15 protein-coding genes and 1 riboswitch are annotated in these 17,148 nt (G+C 71.4%); of the genes, 10 read left to right on the top strand and 5 right to left on the bottom strand.

Features of this window, described 5'->3' with window-relative positions; genetic code table 11:
* Positions 1-85 precede the first annotated feature (85 nt).
* A complete protein-coding gene (locus ACZ7CF_RS01090; protein ID WP_458433200.1) occupies positions 86-475 on the top strand; it encodes a hypothetical protein in 390 nt (129 codons plus the stop codon).
* Positions 476-611: 136 nt separating this feature from the next.
* On the opposite strand, the gene ACZ7CF_RS01085 is transcribed toward ACZ7CF_RS01090, so the two are convergent.
* The gene (locus tag ACZ7CF_RS01085; protein ID WP_470368505.1) at positions 612-878 is read right to left on the bottom strand and encodes a hypothetical protein; all 267 of its coding nucleotides are present in this window, start codon (positions 876-878) and stop codon (positions 612-614) included.
* Between the two features lie 66 nt (positions 879-944).
* Between ACZ7CF_RS01085 and ACZ7CF_RS01080 the strand changes: the two genes are divergently transcribed.
* From ACZ7CF_RS01080 to ACZ7CF_RS01050, 7 genes are all read left to right on the top strand, one after another.
* Positions 945-1,910: a HAMP domain-containing sensor histidine kinase gene (locus tag ACZ7CF_RS01080; RefSeq protein WP_470368504.1), complete on the top strand. Its 966-nt coding sequence runs from the start codon at positions 945-947 to the stop codon at positions 1,908-1,910.
* Positions 1,907-2,554 (top strand): response regulator transcription factor, encoded by a 648-nt coding sequence (locus ACZ7CF_RS01075; protein ID WP_360387631.1) that lies wholly within the window; start codon positions 1,907-1,909, stop codon positions 2,552-2,554. Before ACZ7CF_RS01080 ends, ACZ7CF_RS01075 begins: the two co-directional genes overlap by 4 nt.
* A 33-nt stretch (positions 2,555-2,587) precedes the next feature.
* Positions 2,588-3,061, top strand: a complete 474-nt coding sequence (locus ACZ7CF_RS01070) for a cation:proton antiporter regulatory subunit (protein WP_360387633.1) — start codon at positions 2,588-2,590, stop codon at positions 3,059-3,061.
* 5 nt (positions 3,062-3,066) lie between these two features.
* The gene (locus tag ACZ7CF_RS01065; protein WP_360387635.1) at positions 3,067-4,248 is read left to right on the top strand and encodes a cation:proton antiporter; all 1,182 of its coding nucleotides are present in this window, start codon (positions 3,067-3,069) and stop codon (positions 4,246-4,248) included.
* Entirely contained in the window at positions 4,245-4,538 is a 294-nt protein-coding gene (locus ACZ7CF_RS01060; RefSeq protein WP_470368503.1) for a hypothetical protein, read from the top strand. The genes ACZ7CF_RS01065 and ACZ7CF_RS01060 overlap by 4 nt, the downstream gene beginning before the upstream one ends.
* A 30-nt stretch (positions 4,539-4,568) precedes the next feature.
* Complete coding sequence (locus ACZ7CF_RS01055) at positions 4,569-4,733, top strand: hypothetical protein (RefSeq protein ID WP_360387640.1); 165 nt, start codon at positions 4,569-4,571, stop codon at positions 4,731-4,733.
* A gap of 81 nt (positions 4,734-4,814) precedes the next feature.
* Positions 4,815-7,814: a DPP IV N-terminal domain-containing protein gene (locus ACZ7CF_RS01050; protein WP_470368502.1), complete on the top strand. Its 3,000-nt coding sequence runs from the start codon at positions 4,815-4,817 to the stop codon at positions 7,812-7,814.
* On the opposite strand, the gene ACZ7CF_RS01045 is transcribed toward ACZ7CF_RS01050, so the two are convergent.
* Positions 7,808-8,248 (bottom strand): NUDIX hydrolase, encoded by a 441-nt coding sequence (locus ACZ7CF_RS01045; protein WP_470368501.1) that lies wholly within the window; start codon positions 8,246-8,248, stop codon positions 7,808-7,810. The genes ACZ7CF_RS01050 and ACZ7CF_RS01045 overlap by 7 nt on opposite strands.
* A gap of 64 nt (positions 8,249-8,312) precedes the next feature.
* On the opposite strand from ACZ7CF_RS01045, the gene ACZ7CF_RS01040 reads away from it, so the two are divergent.
* Positions 8,313-9,242 (top strand): phosphotransferase, encoded by a 930-nt coding sequence (locus ACZ7CF_RS01040; RefSeq protein ID WP_470368500.1) that lies wholly within the window; start codon positions 8,313-8,315, stop codon positions 9,240-9,242.
* 134 nt (positions 9,243-9,376) lie between these two features.
* On the opposite strand, the gene ACZ7CF_RS01035 is transcribed toward ACZ7CF_RS01040, so the two are convergent.
* The 3 genes from ACZ7CF_RS01035 to metH form a co-directional block, all read right to left on the bottom strand.
* Complete coding sequence (locus ACZ7CF_RS01035) at positions 9,377-11,302, bottom strand: putative bifunctional diguanylate cyclase/phosphodiesterase (protein WP_360387648.1); 1,926 nt, start codon at positions 11,300-11,302, stop codon at positions 9,377-9,379.
* Positions 11,299-12,357 carry a sugar ABC transporter substrate-binding protein gene (locus ACZ7CF_RS01030; protein WP_470368499.1) on the bottom strand — a complete coding sequence of 353 codons (1,059 nt, stop codon included), beginning with the start codon at positions 12,355-12,357 and terminating at the stop codon, positions 11,299-11,301. The genes ACZ7CF_RS01035 and ACZ7CF_RS01030 overlap by 4 nt, the downstream gene beginning before the upstream one ends.
* Positions 12,358-12,490: 133 nt before the next feature.
* On the bottom strand, positions 12,491-16,072 hold the full coding sequence (gene metH, locus ACZ7CF_RS01025; protein ID WP_470368498.1) for a methionine synthase: 3,582 nt from the start codon (positions 16,070-16,072) through the stop codon (positions 12,491-12,493).
* Between the two features lie 13 nt (positions 16,073-16,085).
* A riboswitch (S-adenosyl-L-homocysteine riboswitch) is annotated at positions 16,086-16,167 on the bottom strand.
* Positions 16,168-16,229: 62 nt separating this feature from the next.
* On the opposite strand from metH, the gene ACZ7CF_RS01020 reads away from it, so the two are divergent.
* On the top strand, positions 16,230-17,063 hold the full coding sequence (locus ACZ7CF_RS01020) for a patatin-like phospholipase family protein (RefSeq protein WP_470368497.1): 834 nt from the start codon (positions 16,230-16,232) through the stop codon (positions 17,061-17,063).
* The last annotated feature ends 85 nt before the right edge of the window (positions 17,064-17,148 follow it).

Here is a 17,148-nt window from a genome sequence, read left to right as displayed (position 1 = left end):
CGCGGGGAGCAACCACCGGCGCGGTGGCGAGTCTTCGTACCAGTACCGCCGAAACCGCCTGATCACAAGACATGGAGTGGACGCCATGATCTTCTTCACCGACGAGGAGAGCCGCACGCTGCGCACCGCCGTGTACGGCGCGATGCTGCTGGTCTCCCACGCCGACCCCGGCCCCGTCCTGGAGGAGCGGTTCGCCGGCCTGCGCGCCCTGTCGCACCTGTCGCCCGACCTGCGCCTCGTCATGGGCGCCGCCCGCCCGTCCGTGCCCGCCGGCACCGACGAGGAGGTCGAGCCGGTCGTCCTCGAGGCGCTGCGCGGCTCGATGAAGATCCTCACCACGCGCTCGCCGGAGGACGCGAGGTCGTTTCCCGCCGCGGTGCTGACGATCGCGCGCGAGGTGGCCGAGGCCGACGGCGTGGTCGTCGACGCCGAGGACGCGATGCTCGCGCGCATCGAAGGCGCGCTGGCGCTCTGAGCAAGCCCACGTCCGGGTAGACCCGGACCAGCAAGACCAGGAAAACCGGTAAGACCGGGAAGACCAGGCCGCCGCCGTCAGCTTCTGCCTGACAGCGGCGGCCTCCGCCGGCGTGGTCCTCGTGTCGGCGCGCCCGCTAGGGCAGTGCCACGCACCCGGCCAGCAGCAGGCCGGCCGCGATCAGCAGCGTGTGCGGCAGCACCAGCCCCGCCGCCACCGACGAGAACGCCACGGCCAGCAGCGTCCACCTCGGGGCCCGTTTCAGTGCGGGTCTGCGCGGTCGTCGTGTGGTCTCCATCTCCGCCTCCCGTCGCCGTGCGGTCGAGACGTCTCCACCTTCTCCCGCGCTGCCGGGGAAAACGATCCGGGCGGGCACGCAGATCCGGCCAGCGCTGACCCCCATGCAGACCGAACATGGGTGTTGCCACGGATGGACACGTGGTGGGTGCGCCCGTCAGCCTCGCAAGGCGTGGCGGGAAGTGATCGCGGAAAGGCGGCGCGCGTGTCGTTGTTCGGGCGGATCTTCCTGCTCAACGCCCTGGTCCTGATCATCGCCACGGCCGTGCTGGCGTTCAGCCCGGTGACGGTGTCGACGCGGGCGGTGTCCGGGGAGATGGTCGTGCTCGGGGCCGGGCTCGTGGCCATGCTGGTCGCCAACGCGGTGCTGATCAGGGTCGGGCTGGCGCCGCTGGACCGGCTCACCAAGGCCATGACCACGATCGACCTGCTCAAACCGGGGCCGCGACTGACCGCCAAGGGGCACGGGGAGATCGCGGAGCTGATCACGACGTTCAACGCGATGATCGACCGGCTGGAGGCCGAACGCGGGTTCAGCTCGGCGCGGGCGCTCAGCGCGCAGGAGGCGGAACGCAGGAGGGTGGCGCAGGAGCTGCACGACGAGGTGGGGCAGTCGTTGACCGTGGTGCTGCTGGAGCTGAAGCGGGTGGCCGACCAAGCGCCCGCGCACATGCGCGAGGAGCTGCGGCAGGTGCAGGAGACCACCCGCAGCACGCTCGACGAGATCCGGCGCATCGCACGGCGGCTGCGGCCGGGGGTGCTGGAGGAGCTGGGGCTGGTCAGCGCGCTCAAGGCGTTGACCGCGGAGATCACCACCGGGCTCACGGTCACCAAGCGGTTCGCGAAGGACCTGCCCGAGCTCGACGCCGAGACCGAGCTGGTGGTCTACCGGGTGGCGCAGGAGGGGCTGACCAACACCGTCCGGCACGCCGGCGCGACCTCGGTCGAGCTCGCGCTGCAGAACCACCCCGCCGGGGTCGAGCTGCGCATCCGCGACGACGGACGGGGCATCGGCGACGCCGAGGAGGGCGCCGGCATCCGCGGCATGCGGGAGCGGGCGCTGCTCGTGCACGCCGAGGTCGAGATCACCGCCCTGGCCAGGGGCACCGAGGTGCGTCTGGTGGTGCCGGCCCGGTGAAGACGCGCATCCTGCTGGCCGACGACCACGCGCTGGTGCGCCGCGGCGTCCGGCTGATCCTGGACAACGAACCCGACCTGACCGTCGTGGCCGAGGCCGGCGACGGCGCGGAGGCCGTCACGAAGGCCCGTGCCGAGAAGCCCGACCTCGCGATCCTCGACATCGCCATGCCGCGGCTCACCGGGTTGCAGGCCGCGCGTGAGCTGTCGCGGCTGCTGCCGGACCTGCGGATCTTGATCCTCACCATGTACGACAACGAGCAGTACTTCTTCGAGGCGCTCAAGTCCGGTGCCTCCGGGTACGTGCTCAAGTCGGTGGCCGACCGCGACCTCGTGGAGGCGTGCCGGGCGGCGATGCGCGGCGAGCCGTTCCTCTACCCCGGCGCGGTGAACTCGTTGATCCGCAACTACCTCGACCGCGCCAAGGACGGCGGCGGCATCCCGTCGCGGGCGATCACCGACCGCGAGGAGGAGATCCTCAAGCTGGTCGCGGAAGGCCACTCGTCGAAGGAGATCGGCGACCTGCTCTTCATCAGCGTCAAGACGGTCGAGCGCCACCGCGCCAACCTGCTGCAGAAGCTCGGTCTCAAGGACCGCCTCGAACTCACCCGGTACGCGATCCGCGCCGGGCTGATCGAACCCTAGAAAACCCAAGAACCCAAGTCAGGAAGCACGCCAGTGAACGTCGAAGTGACGCCCCTGCCCGGCATCGGGGTCAGGCAGGACTTCAGCATCCGCTCCGGCCGCCGGATCGGCGTGATCTCCTACCGCGACGGCAAGTTCGAGCTCATATTGTCCAAACAGGACGACCCGGACGCGACGGCCGCCTCGATCCCGCTCGCGCCGGAGGAGGCGGGCACGCTCGCCGGGCTGCTCGGCGCGCCGCAGCTGGTGACGCAGCTGAGCAAGCAGCACCGCGACATCACCGGCATCACCACGCGCCAGCTGCTGGTCACGGCGTTCGCGCACCGCACGCTCGGCGACACCGCGCTGCGCACCCGCACCGGCGCGTCGGTCGTCGCCGTCGTGCGGGAGGGCACCGCGCACCCCTCGCCGGGCCCGGAGTTCCTGTTCTCCAACGGCGACCTCGCTGTCGTCGTGGGCACCGCGGACGGCCTCGACACCGCCGCCGAGATCCTGACGGGCGGCTGAGCGCAGTGCACGACACCACGATCGCGCTGATCGAACTGGGTGCGGTCTTCTTCGGGCTGGGCCTGCTCGGGCGACTGGCCTGGAGATTCGGCATCTCGCCCATCCCGCTCTACCTGATCGGCGGCCTCGCGTTCGGCGCGGGCGGCATCGTCCCGCTGCACGGCATCGAGGAGTTCGCGCACCTCGCCAGTGAGATCGGCGTGGTGCTGCTGTTGTTGTTCCTGGGGCTGGAGTACTCGGCCTCCGAGCTCACGACCGGGCTGAAGAAGTCCTGGACCGCCGGACTGCTCGACATCGTCCTCAACGCGACCCCCGGCGCCGTCGTCGCGCTGCTGCTGGGCTGGGGACCGGTCGGCGCGCTCGCGATGGCCGGCGTCACCTACATCTCCTCGTCCGGCATCGTCGCGAAGGTCCTCGGCGATCTCGGCCGGCTCGGCAACCGCGAGACACCGGTGGTCCTGTCGGTGCTGGTGTTCGAGGACCTGGCCATGGCGGTCTACCTGCCGGTGCTCACGGCGCTGCTGGCCGGTGTCAGCTTCCTGGGCGGCCTCACCTCCGTCGGCATCTCGTTGCTCGCCATCACCGTCGTGCTCGTCGTGGCGCTGAAGTACGGGCGCTACATCTCCGCCGTCGTCGACAGCCCCGACCACGAGGTGTTCCTGCTCAAGCTGCTCGGCTCCGCGCTGCTCGTCGCCGGTGTCGCCTCGCAGCTGCAGGTCTCGGCCGCGGTCGGCGCGTTCCTGCTCGGCATCGCGATCTCCGGCTCCACCGCGGAGAACGCCACCCGCCTGCTGGAGCCGTTGCGCGATCTCTTCGCCGCCATGTTCTTCGTGGTGTTCGGCCTCAACACCGACCCGCGCTCCATCCCGCCGGTGCTCGGCGTCGCCGTGGCGCTGGCCGTGGTGACGACGCTGACCAAGCTCGCGACCGGCTGGTGGGCGGCGCGCAGGCAGGGCGTCGGGCCGATGGGCCGGGCCCGCGCGGGTGCCGCACTGGTGGCCCGCGGTGAGTTCTCCATCGTCATCGCCGGTCTCGCGGTGGCCTCCGGCATGGTCAGCGCGCAGCTCGCGGCGCTGTCCACGGCGTACGTGCTGCTGATGGCGGTCATCGGCCCGATCGCGGCCCGCTACGTCGAGCCGGTCGCGGAGTTCTTCGCGCGCAGGCGGGCAGGGGCCACCGCACCGTGAACCGCGCCGCGCCGGCGCTGCTGCTCGCCCTGCTGCTGGCGCTGCTGCCCGCCCAGCGGGAGCACCAGGACCTGGGGGACCGGCACCTGCCCAGCAGGGTGTCGGTCTCGCACGGTGCCACCGCCACGCCCGCCGCACCGGACACCGGGTGGGCGTGGCGGCCCGCCGCCGTCAGCGGGACGGGTGAACCGCCGACGCAGCGCGACGACGTCGACTGCGGCACCACGACCTCCACGACACCGGCCACACCTTCGTGCCGGGCACCGCCACGCACATCCGCGTGCCTGTGACCCGAACTCCCGTTGCGAAGGAAGAAGACCGTGTCGTACCTGGTGCTGGCGTTGTTGTTGATCACTGTCGGGGTGGGGGTCGCCGCGCTGGCGGCGATGATCACCAAGAAGGAGCCGTTCTACGGGGTGGTCGGTCTCGTCACGATCTGCTGCCCCAGCGCGATCCTCGCGTTGGTGTACACGGCGGTGGCCTGACCGCCGATCGGTGGATGGTGCCGGCCCGGTGCGGTGGCAGTGTGGTTCTTCCAGGGCGTCAACGCTGGGGGAGTGCCACGCATGGACCTGTCTCGTCGTGAGCTGCTGACCCGCACCGGCCAGGCCGCCGCCCTGGCCACGGCCACCTCCGCGCTCACCACCACCGGTGCGGCGCAGGCCGGACCGGGCACCGTCGTCACGCTCACCCAGGGCACCAACATCTCCGTCACCCGGTCACGGGACGGCAGGTGGCTCGCGATCGACCTCGTCACCGCCATCTGGGTGCTGCCCGCGACCGGTGGCACCGCCCGCAGGCTGACCGACGAGCTGCAGGACGCGTCGCTGCCGTCGTTCGGTCCGGGCGGCCGGATCGCGTTCCAGTCCTACCGGGACGGCAACTACCACCTCTACGTCACCGACCTCGCCGGGAGCACGCCCCGGCAGCTCACCAGCGGCCGGTACGACCACCGCGAGCCCGCGTTCTCGCCCGACGGCACGAAGATCGCGTTCACCAGCGACAGGGGCGGCAGCTACGGCGTGCACGTGCTGGACGTCGCCTCCGGTGCCGTCACCCAGCTCACCGGCCTGCCGGACGAGGCCGCCGCACCGCAGTGGTCACCCGACGGCCGCCGGCTGGTCTTCACCGTCGGCAACGCGGCCGTGGACGCCGTGGCGCTCGACGGCACCCGCGAACGCCTGGTCACCGCACCGGCGGGCGCGCAGCTGTTCGGCGCGAGCTGCGGGCCGGGCGGTCAGCCGAGCTACACGCTGATGCGACCGGGCCAGGCCGACCTGATGCTCGGTGACCGGGCCGTCGTCACCGGGCAGGACGTCTTCGGGTTCGCGCCGCTGTGGGACGGCGGCAGCGTGCTCTACACCGCCGACGGCAAGATCCGGCTGTTCGACGGCAGGTCCACGAAGGACATCCCCTTCAGCGCAACGGTTCCCGTGCGCACCCCGCGGCAGCACCGCGCGCGCACCCCCACCGGCGGTCAGGTCAGGGGCATCGCGAGCCCGGTCGTGTCGCGCGACGGCACGAAGATCGCCTTCTGGGCGCTGAACGCGCTGCACCTGCTGGCCGACGGCCGCACCACGAAGCTGACCGACGGCGCGTACTTCGACTCCGACCCGGACTTCTCGCCCGACGGCACCCGGCTGCTGTACGCGAGCGACCGCACCGGCATCGCCCAGCTGCGCGTGCGGGACCTGCGGACCGGCACCGACGAGGCCCACGCGCCCGCGCCGCACGCGCAGACCACGCCCCGGTTCTCCCCGGACGGCACCAAGGTCGCCTACGTCGACCAGGACGGCCAGGTGTGGGTGGTCGACGTGGCCGGTCGCCGCCAGATCACCCCGACGCTGTTCCAGCCCGGCCGTCCCACCTGGTCCGCCGATGGCACGGTGGTCGCGCTGGCCGCGGTGAAGCCGTTCTCCCGGCGGTTCCGCGAGGGCACCAGCCAGGTCCTCACCATCGACCTCGTCAGCGGCGAGCTGCGGTACACCGAGCCGATGCCGTTCCGGTCGATCGCGACCCGCGGCGACGACGGCCCGGTGTGGTCGCCCGACGGCCGGCACCTCGCGTTCGTCGTCGAGAGCCTCGCCTTCGTCGTGGCCGTCGACGGCAAGGGCCGGTTCCTCGGCACGCCGCGGCAGGTCACCCGCGAGGTCACCGACTCGCTGGCGTGGCACGGCGACGACGCGTTGGTGTACCTCAACAACGGCCGTCTTCGGAAGTCCACACTGGACGGCAAGGCCAGCACCATCCGGGTCGGCCTCACCTGGCGCAAGCAGCGTTCACCCGAGCGCGAAGTCGTGCACGTCAAGGCTTACTGGGACGGCGAGGCGCACGAGCTGCGCGAGAACGTCGACCTCGTGGTCGACCACGGCCGGATCGCGGACGTCCGCCCGCACCGCGGTCGTGCCGACGTGGACGCGAGCACGCTGACCGCCATCCCCGGCCTCATCGACGCCCACAACCACTGGCACCTGCGCGGACGGGCGTGGGGAGCGCGCCAGGGCAACGTGTGGCTCGCCTACGGCATCACCACCGTCCGCTCACCCGGTGACCCGGTCTACCAGATGGTCGAGACCCGCGAGGCGCTCGCCGCAGGAACCCTGACCGGGCCCCGGTTCTACGCGACCGGCGAGGCCGTCGACGGTTCCCGCGTCTACTACAACTTCATGCGCCCGACCCTGTCGCGCGCCCAGCTCGACCTCGAACTGCGCCGCGCCCACGAGCTCGACTACGACATGCTCAAGACCTACGTCCGGCTCCCCGTCGAGCTGCAACGCGCTGCCGTGCAACGGTCCCGCGTCCCGTTGTCGTCGCACTACCTCTACCCGGCCGCGAACATCGGCATGAACGGCATGGAGCACGTCGGCGCCACCAACCGCCTGGGCTACTCGCACACGATCTCCCGCCAGGGCCGCGCCTACCAGGACGTGGTCGCGCTGTTCACCCGCACCGGCATGTCCATGACCCCGACCCTGTTCCACAACCGCGCCCTGTTCGCCGAGGACAGGTCGCTGGTCTTGGACGAACGCACCCGCGTGCTGTTCCCGCCGTGGGAGTACGAGCGCTACCTCGCCGAGGCGAACACCGGTGGTGCCTCCTCGTCGTTGCACATCTTGCGCGGCTGGGTCGAGTTCGCGCTGGCCGTGCACCGCGGCGGTGGCCTCGTGATCTGCGGCACCGACGCGCCACTCGACGCGCCCGCCACCGCCACGCACATGAACCTGCGCGCCATGGTCAAGTTCGGCTTCACACCGCGGGAGGCGCTGATCACCGCCACCCGCAACCCGGCGACGTGGCTGGGCCTGCCGATCGGGTCGCTGCGGCCCGGTGCCCCGGCCGACATCGCGTTCGTCTCCGGCAACCCGCTCGCGGACATCAGGGCGGCGGCCGACGTGCGCCAGGTGATGGTGGGCGGGCGCCTGCACACCGTCGCCGACTTGCTCAAGCCCTACCGGGCGCAGCAGCGGACGGCGACGGACGACGCGCTGCCGCCGTTGCCGTCAGCGCGGAACAGGCACTGGTGGCACGAACCGGAGTGGGCCGACCACGCCTGCTGCGGTCACTGATCCCAGCCGAGCACGCTGAACGGCGTGCCGGCGAGGTGACCGCGGATCCCGGCGGCGGAGTAGGCGATCAGCTCCTCCGGCAGCGCGTCCAGCCCGAACCAGCGCAGCGCCGAGCACTTGCCGGGCTCGCGGTTGACCGGCTCCCCGGCCCACCGCGTGGTCGTGAAGAACAGACCTAGCCGCGGTTCCACACCGGCCGCGGTGACGTGCGCGGTGTGCACGTGCCGCAGGTCGGCCGGGTCGATCTCGACACCGACCTCCTCGCGGGCCTCCCTGACCGCGGCGGCCGGCACCGACTCGCCGCGGTCGAGCTTGCCCGACGGCAGGTGCCACACCCCGTCGAAGCGCGGGTCGGTGTCCCTGCGCAGCGAGAGCAGGACCTGCCCGGCGCGCAGCAGCAGGACGTGGACGTCGATCAGGTGGCGGTCGGGCACCGGGTCCTCCCAGGGACGCGAAAATGATCTGCGGCCGCGCGGGCTGTCGTGACACGATCGTGCCATGACAGCCTTCGCGACCCCCGACGACATCGTCCGGCGCACCACCGCGGCCAGGGACGCGGCCGTGGCGGCGGGGCGCGACCTCGGCCTCACCGTGACCGAGCCCGTGGTGCTCTACGAGCTGTTCTCGGTGGTCGTGCACCTGGCACCGAGCCCGGTCGTGGCCCGCGTGCCGGTCGTCCTGCCGCACACCGAGGACCTCGACGCCACCGGCGCCCGCCAGCGGCGCGAGCTGGACGTGGCGCGGTGGCTCGCGGACCAGGGCGTCCCGGTGATCCCGCCGAGCCCCGACGTGCCGGCCGAACCCGTGCAGCGCGACGGGTTCTCCATCACGTTCTGGCCGTTCGTCCCGGAGGACAAGAGCGGTGAACCGGATTACGTCGTGAACTCGGAAAAGGCGGCCGAACTGCACGCGGCGCTGAAAGGGTATCCGGGCGAGCTCCCATTCCTGGGAACAGCGGACCCCGCATTCATCACCGACGCGTTCCGCCTCCTGGAAAAGCACCCGGACCTGCTCGACGCGGCCGATCTCGACCGCGCCCGGCGTGAATGGGCGGAGCTCGAACCGGTGGTGCGTTCCCAGGCCGAGTTCGAGAAGCGCTTTCCCGGCGTAGAACTGCAGCCGATCCACGGCGACTGCCCGCCCGCGAACATCTTCGCGAGCACGACCGGCCCGTTGTTCTCCGACTTCGAGCTCGTCACGTACGGGCCGGTCGAGTGGGACCTCGCCTCCCTCGGCCCCGACCTCGAAGCCGCCTACAACCGCGGCGCCCGCACCCACGGCCTCCGCGAGCTGGACGCCGACGTGCTGGCGTTCGTCAACGCCGTCGCCGCTCTGCGCGCCGTCGCCTACCTCGTGGTCGCGCCGCAGCTGCCGCAGATCGTCGACTTCATGAAGCCGTTGATCGACACCTGGCGCTCCCGCGCCTGACCGGCATCTGCAAGTACCACCAACCACCCCGCAAACCGCACTTTTCCACTGCCAACCCGTTCGTCGAACACCGAACAGGTTGGCAGTGGAAAAGTGCTGGATGATCTTGAGTTGGTGGTACTCGCAGATGCGGGCTAAGCGTGGGCGGCTGCGGCTCGGTCGCCCAGCCAGGCCACCACGTCCTCGGCGGGCAACGGCTCGCTGAGGAAGTAGCCCTGCACCACGTCGCAGCCGGCCTCGGCCAGCGCCGTCCAGGTGTCCTGGTCCTCCACGCCCTCCGCCACGGCCTGCAGGCCGAAGTTGCGGGCCAGGGCGACCAGGGCGTGCACGATCGCCGAGTCACCGGCGTCGGTGCACATGTGCGTGACGAACGAACGGTCGAGCTTCATCTCGTGCACCCGCATGCTGCGCAGGTAGGAGATCGACGAGTAGCCGGTGCCGAAGTCGTCGATCGACAGCCGCACGCCCAGCTCGGTCAGGCCGCGCAGCACGTCCACGGCGCGGTCCGGGTCGGAGATGATCGCGGACTCGGTGATCTCCAGCGTCAGCAGCCTGGCGGGCAGGCCGTGGCGCTTGATCAGGTCGGCCACGTCGCCGGGGAACTCGGTGTGCAGCAGGCAGGCGGCGCCCACGTTCACCGACACCGGCACCTCCCAGCCCGCGTCCGACCAGGTGCGGCACTGGCGCAGCGCCGCGTCGATCACGTACCGGGTCAGCGGCTCGATCAGGCCGTTCTCCTCGGCGACCGGGATGAACTCGTCCGGGCGCACCAGGCCGCGGGTCGGGTGCTGCCAGCGCGCCAGCGCCTCGACGCCGCACACCGCGCCCGTGTCGGCCAGCGCCTTGGGCTGGTAGTGCAGGAACAGCTCACCGCGGTCGATCGCGTGCCGCAGCTCCGTCACGGCCGTGAGCTGCGAGGCACCGCGCTCGTGCAGGCGGGCGTCGTACACGGCCACACCGGACTTGTCGCGCTTGGCCGCGTACATCGCGATGTCCGCGTGCCGCAGCAGCTCGTGGCCGTCCAGGGAGTCGTCCGGGCACAGGGCCACGCCGACGCTGCCCGCGATCTCCAGCTCCAGGCCCTCCAGGATCACCGGCATCGCCAGCGCCGTGAGGATCTTGTCCGCGACCATCCGCGCGTTGTCCGCCGAGCCGACGCCGGGCAGCAGCACCGCGAACTCGTCGCCGCCCAGGCGGGCCACGAGGTCGGTGTCGCGCACCGCCCACGACAGCCGGTTGGCCACCTGGCGCAGCAGCAGGTCACCGACGTGGTGCCCGAGCGAGTCGTTGACCTCCTTGAACCGGTCGAGGTCCACGATCAGCAACGCCAGCGGCTCGTTCTTCTTGTGCGCCTTGGCGACGACCTGCTCCATCCGGCGCGCCAGCAGCGTCCGGTTCGCGAGACCGGTCAACGCGTCGTGGTGCGCCTCGTGCTCGTTCTTCGCGGCCTGGCGCAGGATCTTGCGGCGGTGGCCGAGCAGCACCATGCCGAACAGGCCCACCAGGAACGCGTCCAGCGCGAACGCCGCGATCTGCGCGACCCGCAGCCGGGTGTTCTTCTCGTCCGCCGCGCGCAGGTAGTCGGTGGTGTCGAGCTGCTTGGCACCGATCGTCGTGGAGACCTGGCGGCGCAGCGAGGAGTGCGCGAACCCGGCCTGGTCGACCTGCGCGGGGTCGTCACCGGCGAGCACCTTGCGCAGCGTCTCCGTCGTCGTGTCGTACAGCGGCAGCAGGCGCGTGGCCACCGCGACGTCCGACGGGGTTCCGTTGGCCTGCAGCCACTCCAGCTCGCCGCGGGCGGCGCCGACCGAGTTCCGCAACGGCTCGACGGTCAGCTCGGTGCGCTTGAGCTGCAGGTCGCGCAGCGCGTTGTCGGTGATGTTGATGTGTTCGAGCACCCGGCTCCAGCGCTCGCTGGTCTCGTTGAACTGGCGCACCTGCGCGGTCGTGATCTGCGCGCTGATGCTGCTCCACAACGCCAGCCCGGCCAGTGCCAGCAGCCCGGCCGTCAGCCCCACCGTCGCCACCCGTGCGGTGGCGCGGCTCTCCCAAAGCCTCACCGTGCCTGCTCCAACGGTCGCAACCAGCTCGCGGGGTCCTCGACGAAGGCGTCGAGCTGGGGCCGGAACCACTGCTCGCGCGCCTGCTCCGACTCCTGCCGGTGCAGGACCTCGTCGAGGTTCGCCGTCGTGACCGCCAGTCCCGGGGTGAACACCCACCCCTCGGGTAACTCCGCGCCGCCTCTGGCCTGCCGGGCGAGCAGCCACCCGGCGACCGCGCCCTTGAGGTAGTGCTCCGGCGAGACCGACGCCACCACGACGCCGTCCCGCACCGCCTGCAACGTCCGAGGGTCGACCCCGAACCCGCCCACCAGCCACCTCGCCGACTTCTCGGTCTTGATCGCGGCGAGGTTGAACCCGTCGCAGTCTCCGGTCCCCACGAAAGCCAGTGCGCCGGGGTTGGCCGCCGCGAGCCGTCGCCACGCGTCGAGGTTCGCCTCGTCGTCGCGCTGCGTGTCGAACGGCCCCAGCACCCGCACTCCCGGTAGTTTCTCGGCGAACCGCCCACGGATTCCGTCGGCCCGGTCGTCGAACCCGGCCAGTCCCGGAGTGGCGTTTCCCAGCACCACCGAACCGGTCGCGTCCGAGGGCAATCGGCGCATCAACTCGTCAGCCAGCTTTTCGCCGAGCTCGTAGTTGTCGTTACCGATGTGGAGCCCCACCCCGGAGCTCGACCCGAGTCGCATGTCCACACCGACGACGGAGAGGTGTTCGCGCAAGGCCGCGGTGATGGACGGCGCCATCAGCGCGGGTTCGGACGTGGCGACGGCGACACCGCCTTTCGCCGTCCGTGACAGATCCCGGAACAACTCGACTTCCCTGTGCCCGTCGTGGCCGGAGGGTCCCGTGACGGTCGCGCTCACCCCGCCGACCCGGCCGACGCCCTCGTGGAACCCGCTGGTCATCTCCTGTGCGAACGACCCGCCCGTGCGCTTGACCACGAACCCGACGTGCGGCAACGCCGACGAGCTCGCGGCGGCACCGCAGCCGGTGGTGGCGACGGTGCCGGCGGCCACCAGGCCCAGCAGGCCCGCCACCAGCCCCGCAGTACGCATCGCAGACCTCGGGCTCGCTCGACCGACGGAACGGTTGATCTCCAGAGCGGCCGATGCTACCTCGACCGATGTGAAATGGGGACAGCGCACTCCTGGACGGGAAGCGCTTTCACATTACCGGTGCGCCTTTCCGTCAGGACGGGTCATAACCCAGGTTCGGGCGCAGCCACTGCTCCACCTCGGCCACCGGCCGGCCGCGCCGCAGCGCGTAGTCCTCGACCTGGTCGCGGCCCAGCCGCCCGACGGTGAAGTACTTCGCCTCCGGGTGCTGGAAGATCATCCCGCTCACGCTGGCGGCGGGGTTCATGGCGAACGACTCGGTGAGGCTCACGCCGATCCGCCCGGCGTCGAGCAGGTCGAACAGCTCGCGCTTGACGGTGTGGTCAGGGCAGGCCGGGTAGCCCAGCGCGGGCCGGATGCCGCGGAAGCGCTCGGCGTGCAGGTCGGCGAGCTCGGGCGCCGCGTCCGGCTCGAACCAGTCGCGGCGCGCCCGCAGGTGGATCCACTCGGCGAACGCCTCGGCGAGCCGGTCGGCCAGCGCCTTGACCATGATCGCCCGGTAGTCGTCGTTCTTCGCCTCGTAGGTCGCGGCCAGCTCGTCCGCGCCGAGCACGGTCACCGCGAACCCGCCGACGTGGTCGCCCTGAGGCGCCACGTAGTCGGCCAGGCAGCGATTCGGGCGGGAGAGCGGCTTCTGCGTCTGCTGGCGCAGCATCGGCCACGTCACGGTCTCCGCGCCGACCTCCACGACGATGTCGTCGCCCTCGGAGTGCGCCGGCCAGAAGCCGTGCACACCGCGCGGCTGGAACGAGTCGTTCGCGATGATCTCGTCGAGCAGCGCCGTGGCGTCGTCGTAGAGCTCGCGGGCGACCGGCTGCTCCAGGATCGCCGGGAACTTGCCCTTGAGCTCCCAGGCCAGGAACAGGAACGTCCAGTCGACGTACTCGCGCAGCTCCGCCACCGACGGCGTCAGCACGCGGGTGCCGGTGAACGCGGGGGCGGGCAGCTCGGAGAAGTCGACCCGCTCGGCGTTGGCGCGCGCGTCGGCGATGGCGAGCAGCGGCACCTGCCTGCGGTTCTCGTGCTGCTCGCGCAACCGGGCCTGCTCGGCGCGGTTGGCGAGGTTCAGCTCGTGCCCGCGGCGGTCGTCGCGCAGGTCGGACACCACGCCGACGACCCGTGAGGCGTCCAGCACGTGCACGACCGGCTCGTCGTAGACCGGGGCGATCTTCACGGCGGTGTGCTGCCGGGAGGTCGTGGCGCCGCCGATCAGCAGCGGCAGCTTCATGCCGCGCCGCTGCATCTCCTCGGCCACGGCGACCATCTCGTCCAGCGACGGCGTGATCAGCCCGGACAGGCCGATGACGTCGGCGTGCTCCTTGATCGCGGTGTCGAGGATCTTGGCGGCCGGCACCATCACGCCGAGGTCGATGACGTCGTAGTTGTTGCAGCCCAGCACGACGCCGACGATGTTCTTGCCGATGTCGTGCACGTCGCCCTTGACGGTGGCGAGCACGACCTTGCCGTTGCCACCCGCGGACGACGACGGCTCGTTCTCCATGAACGGCTCCAGGTAGGCGACCGCGCGCTTCATCACCCGCGCGCTCTTCACCACCTGCGGCAGGAACATCTTGCCCGCGCCGAACAGGTCGCCGACGACCTTCATGCCGTCCATCAGCGGGCCCTCGATCACGTCGAGCGGCCGGGGCAGGGCCTGGCGGGCCTCCTCGGTGTCCTCCTCGACGAAGTCGACGACGCCGTGCAGGATCGCGTGCTCCAGCCGCTTGGCGACCGGGGCCTCGCGCCACGACAGGTCGACGACGCGCTTCTGACCGGGGCCCTTGACCGTCTCCGCGTGCGTGACGAGCCGGTCGGTGGCGTCCTCGCGGCGGTTGAAGATGACGTCCTCGACCAGCTCCAGCAGGTCGGCGGGGATGTCCTCGTAGACGACGAGCTGGCCCGCGTTGACGATGCCCATGTCCAGGCCCGCCTTGACGGCGTGGAACAGGAACGCGGAGTGCATCGCCTCGCGGACGACGTCGTTGCCGCGGAAGGAGAACGACAGGTTCGAGATGCCACCGCTGGTGCGCGCGCCCGGACAGCGCTCCTTGATCAGCGGCAGGGCGTCGATGAACGCCCTGGCGTAGCCGTTGTGCTCCTCGATGCCGGTCGCGACCGCGAGCACGTTCGGGTCGAAGATGATGTCCTGCGCCGGGAAGCCGGCCTCGCGGGTGAGCAGGTCGTAGGCGCGGGCGCAGATCTCGACCTTGCGCTCGGTCGTGTCGGCCTGGCCCTGCTCGTCGAACGCCATGACCACGACGCCGGCGCCGAAGTCGCGGATGACGCGGGCCTGCGCCAGGAACGGCTCCTCGCCCTCCTTGAGGCTGATCGAGTTGACCACGCCCTTGCCCTGCACACACCGCAGACCTGCCTGCAGCACGTCCCAGCGGGAGCTGTCGATCATGACCGGGATCCGCGCGATCTCCGGCTCGGTGGCGATGAGGTTCAGGAACGTCGTCATCGCCTGCTCACCGTCGAGCAGGTCGGCGTCCATGTTCACGTCGAGGAGGTTCGCGCCGCCGCGGACCTGGTCCAGCGCCACCGCGAGGGCCGACTGGTGGTCGTCGGCCTCGATCAGCCTGCGGAACTTCGCCGAGCCGGTGACGTTCGTGCGCTCACCGATCATGACGAACCCGGTGTCGGCGCCGATCTCGAACGTCTCCAGGCCGCTGAAGCGGGTGGTGTGACGCGCCTCGGGCACCGCGCGCGGCGCCTGGTCCCGCACGGCGCCGGCGATGGCCCTGATGTGGTCGGGGGAGGTGCCGCAGCAGCCGCCGACGACGTTGACGATGCCCGCCCGCGCGAACTCGCCGAGCAGGGCCGCGGTCTGCTCAGGCGTCTCGTCGTAGCCGCCGAACGCGTTGGGCAGGCCGGCGTTGGGGTGCGAGGCCACGAACGTGCCGGCCTTCTGCGCGAGCTCGGCCACGTGCGGGCGCATCTCGGCGGCGCCCAGCGAGCAGTTCACGCCCACGACCAGCGGCTCCGCGTGCTCGACCGAGCTCCAGAACGCCTCGACGGTCTGCCCGGACAGGGTCCGGCCGCTCAGGTCGACGATCGTCACCGAGATCCACAGCGGCAGCTCGGGGGCGACCTTGCGGGCGGCGGTGATGGCGGCCTTGCAGTTGAGCGTGTCGAAGATCGTCTCGATGAGCAGCAGGTCGACGCCGCCGTCGCGCAGCGCCGCGATCTGCTCGGCGTAGGAGTCCTCGACCTGCTGGTAGCTGACGGCCCGGTAGGCGGGGTCCTCGACCTTGGGCGACAGGCTGAGCGTGACGTTGAGCGGGCCGACCGAGCCGGCCACGAACCTCCCGCCGAACTCCTCCGCCGCCTGCCGCGCGAGCCGGGCGCCGGCGAGGTTCATGTCGCGCACCCGGTCCTGCAGCCCGTAGTCGGCCTGGCCGATCGAGGTGGCGGTGAACGTGTTCGTCGTCGTGATGTCCGCGCCCGCCGCGAGGTACTGCCGGTGCACGTCGAGCACCAGGTCGGGGCGGGTGAGGTTGAGCAGGTCCGGGTCGCCGGTGACGTCCATGTGGTGGTCGCCGAACTCGGTGCCGCGGTAGTCCGCCGGCGTGAGACCCGCCTGCTGGAACATCGTGCCCCAGGCCCCGTCGAGGACTGCGATCCGCTGGTTCAGCAGGGCCCTGAGATCACTCACGCGCGCTCCCGAGTAGTCGGAAGCGCCCTTGTTGCGTGGTGACTCGACGCCGAGCGTGGCAGGCCGCGAGGCCCGTTGCAGCGCTTCTCGACATCGCCGGAAGTCTACCGTGGCCGACCACGGGTCAGGAAACCGTCCCACCAAATAAGATGGTCGGATGACTGGCGGACGCGCGTTGGTGCTCGGCGGTGGCGGTGTCACCGGGATCGCTTGGGAGACAGGCCTTCTGCACGGCCTCGCCGAGCGGGGGATCGACCTGGCGGCGGCGGACCTGCTCGTGGGGACGTCGGCCGGTTCGGTCGTCGCCACCCAGCTGGCCGGAGGGGTCGCGCCGGACGAGCTGTACGCGAGCCAGCTGCTGCCGCCGGACGGGGAGCTGCCGGCGAGGCTGACCGGCTGGATGATCGCGCGGTACGCGCTTTCCCACGCGCTACCCGGTTCCGGCGCCGTCAAACGCGCCCGGCTGGGCAGGGCGGCGCTGCGCGCGTCGACGCCGTCGGAGGAGTCGCGGCGCGCGGTGTTCGAGAGCCGGCTGTCCACCAGGGAGTGGCCCGAACGCGCGTTGAAGGTGACCGCCGTGGACACCGCCGACGGCCGGTTCGTCGCCTTCGACCGGGACAGCGGGGTGCCGCTGGTGGACGCGGTGGCCTCCTCCTGCGCGGTGCCGCTGGTGTGGCCGCCGGTCACGATCGGTGGCCGCCGGTACATGGACGGCGGGATGCGGTCGGTGGCCAACGTGGACCTCGCCGCCGGGTGCGAGCGGGTGGTCGTGGTGGCGCCGCTGGCGCGGGCCATGTCGAAGGCGGCGACCCCGCAGGCGCAGGCCGAGCGGCTGGGCGTGCCGTCGATCGTGCTCAGCCCCGACGCCGCGGCGCTCGCGGCGATCGGGAAGAACCTGCTGGACCCGGCCCGGCGGCGACCCGCGGCCGAGGCGGGGTACGCCCAGGCGGAGTCGGTCGCCGAAGCCGTGCGGGCGGTCTGGGCGGGCTGAACGTCCGGGGCCGGACGTTCGGAGTCGGCTGCTCGGCGGTCGGGCGTCTGCGGCCGGCGTCGAAGGGTGGCGGGTCTGGGACTTG

The organism is Lentzea sp. NPDC036955 (assembly GCF_055608005.1).
This window is presented reverse-complemented; position numbering and strand designations above follow the sequence as displayed.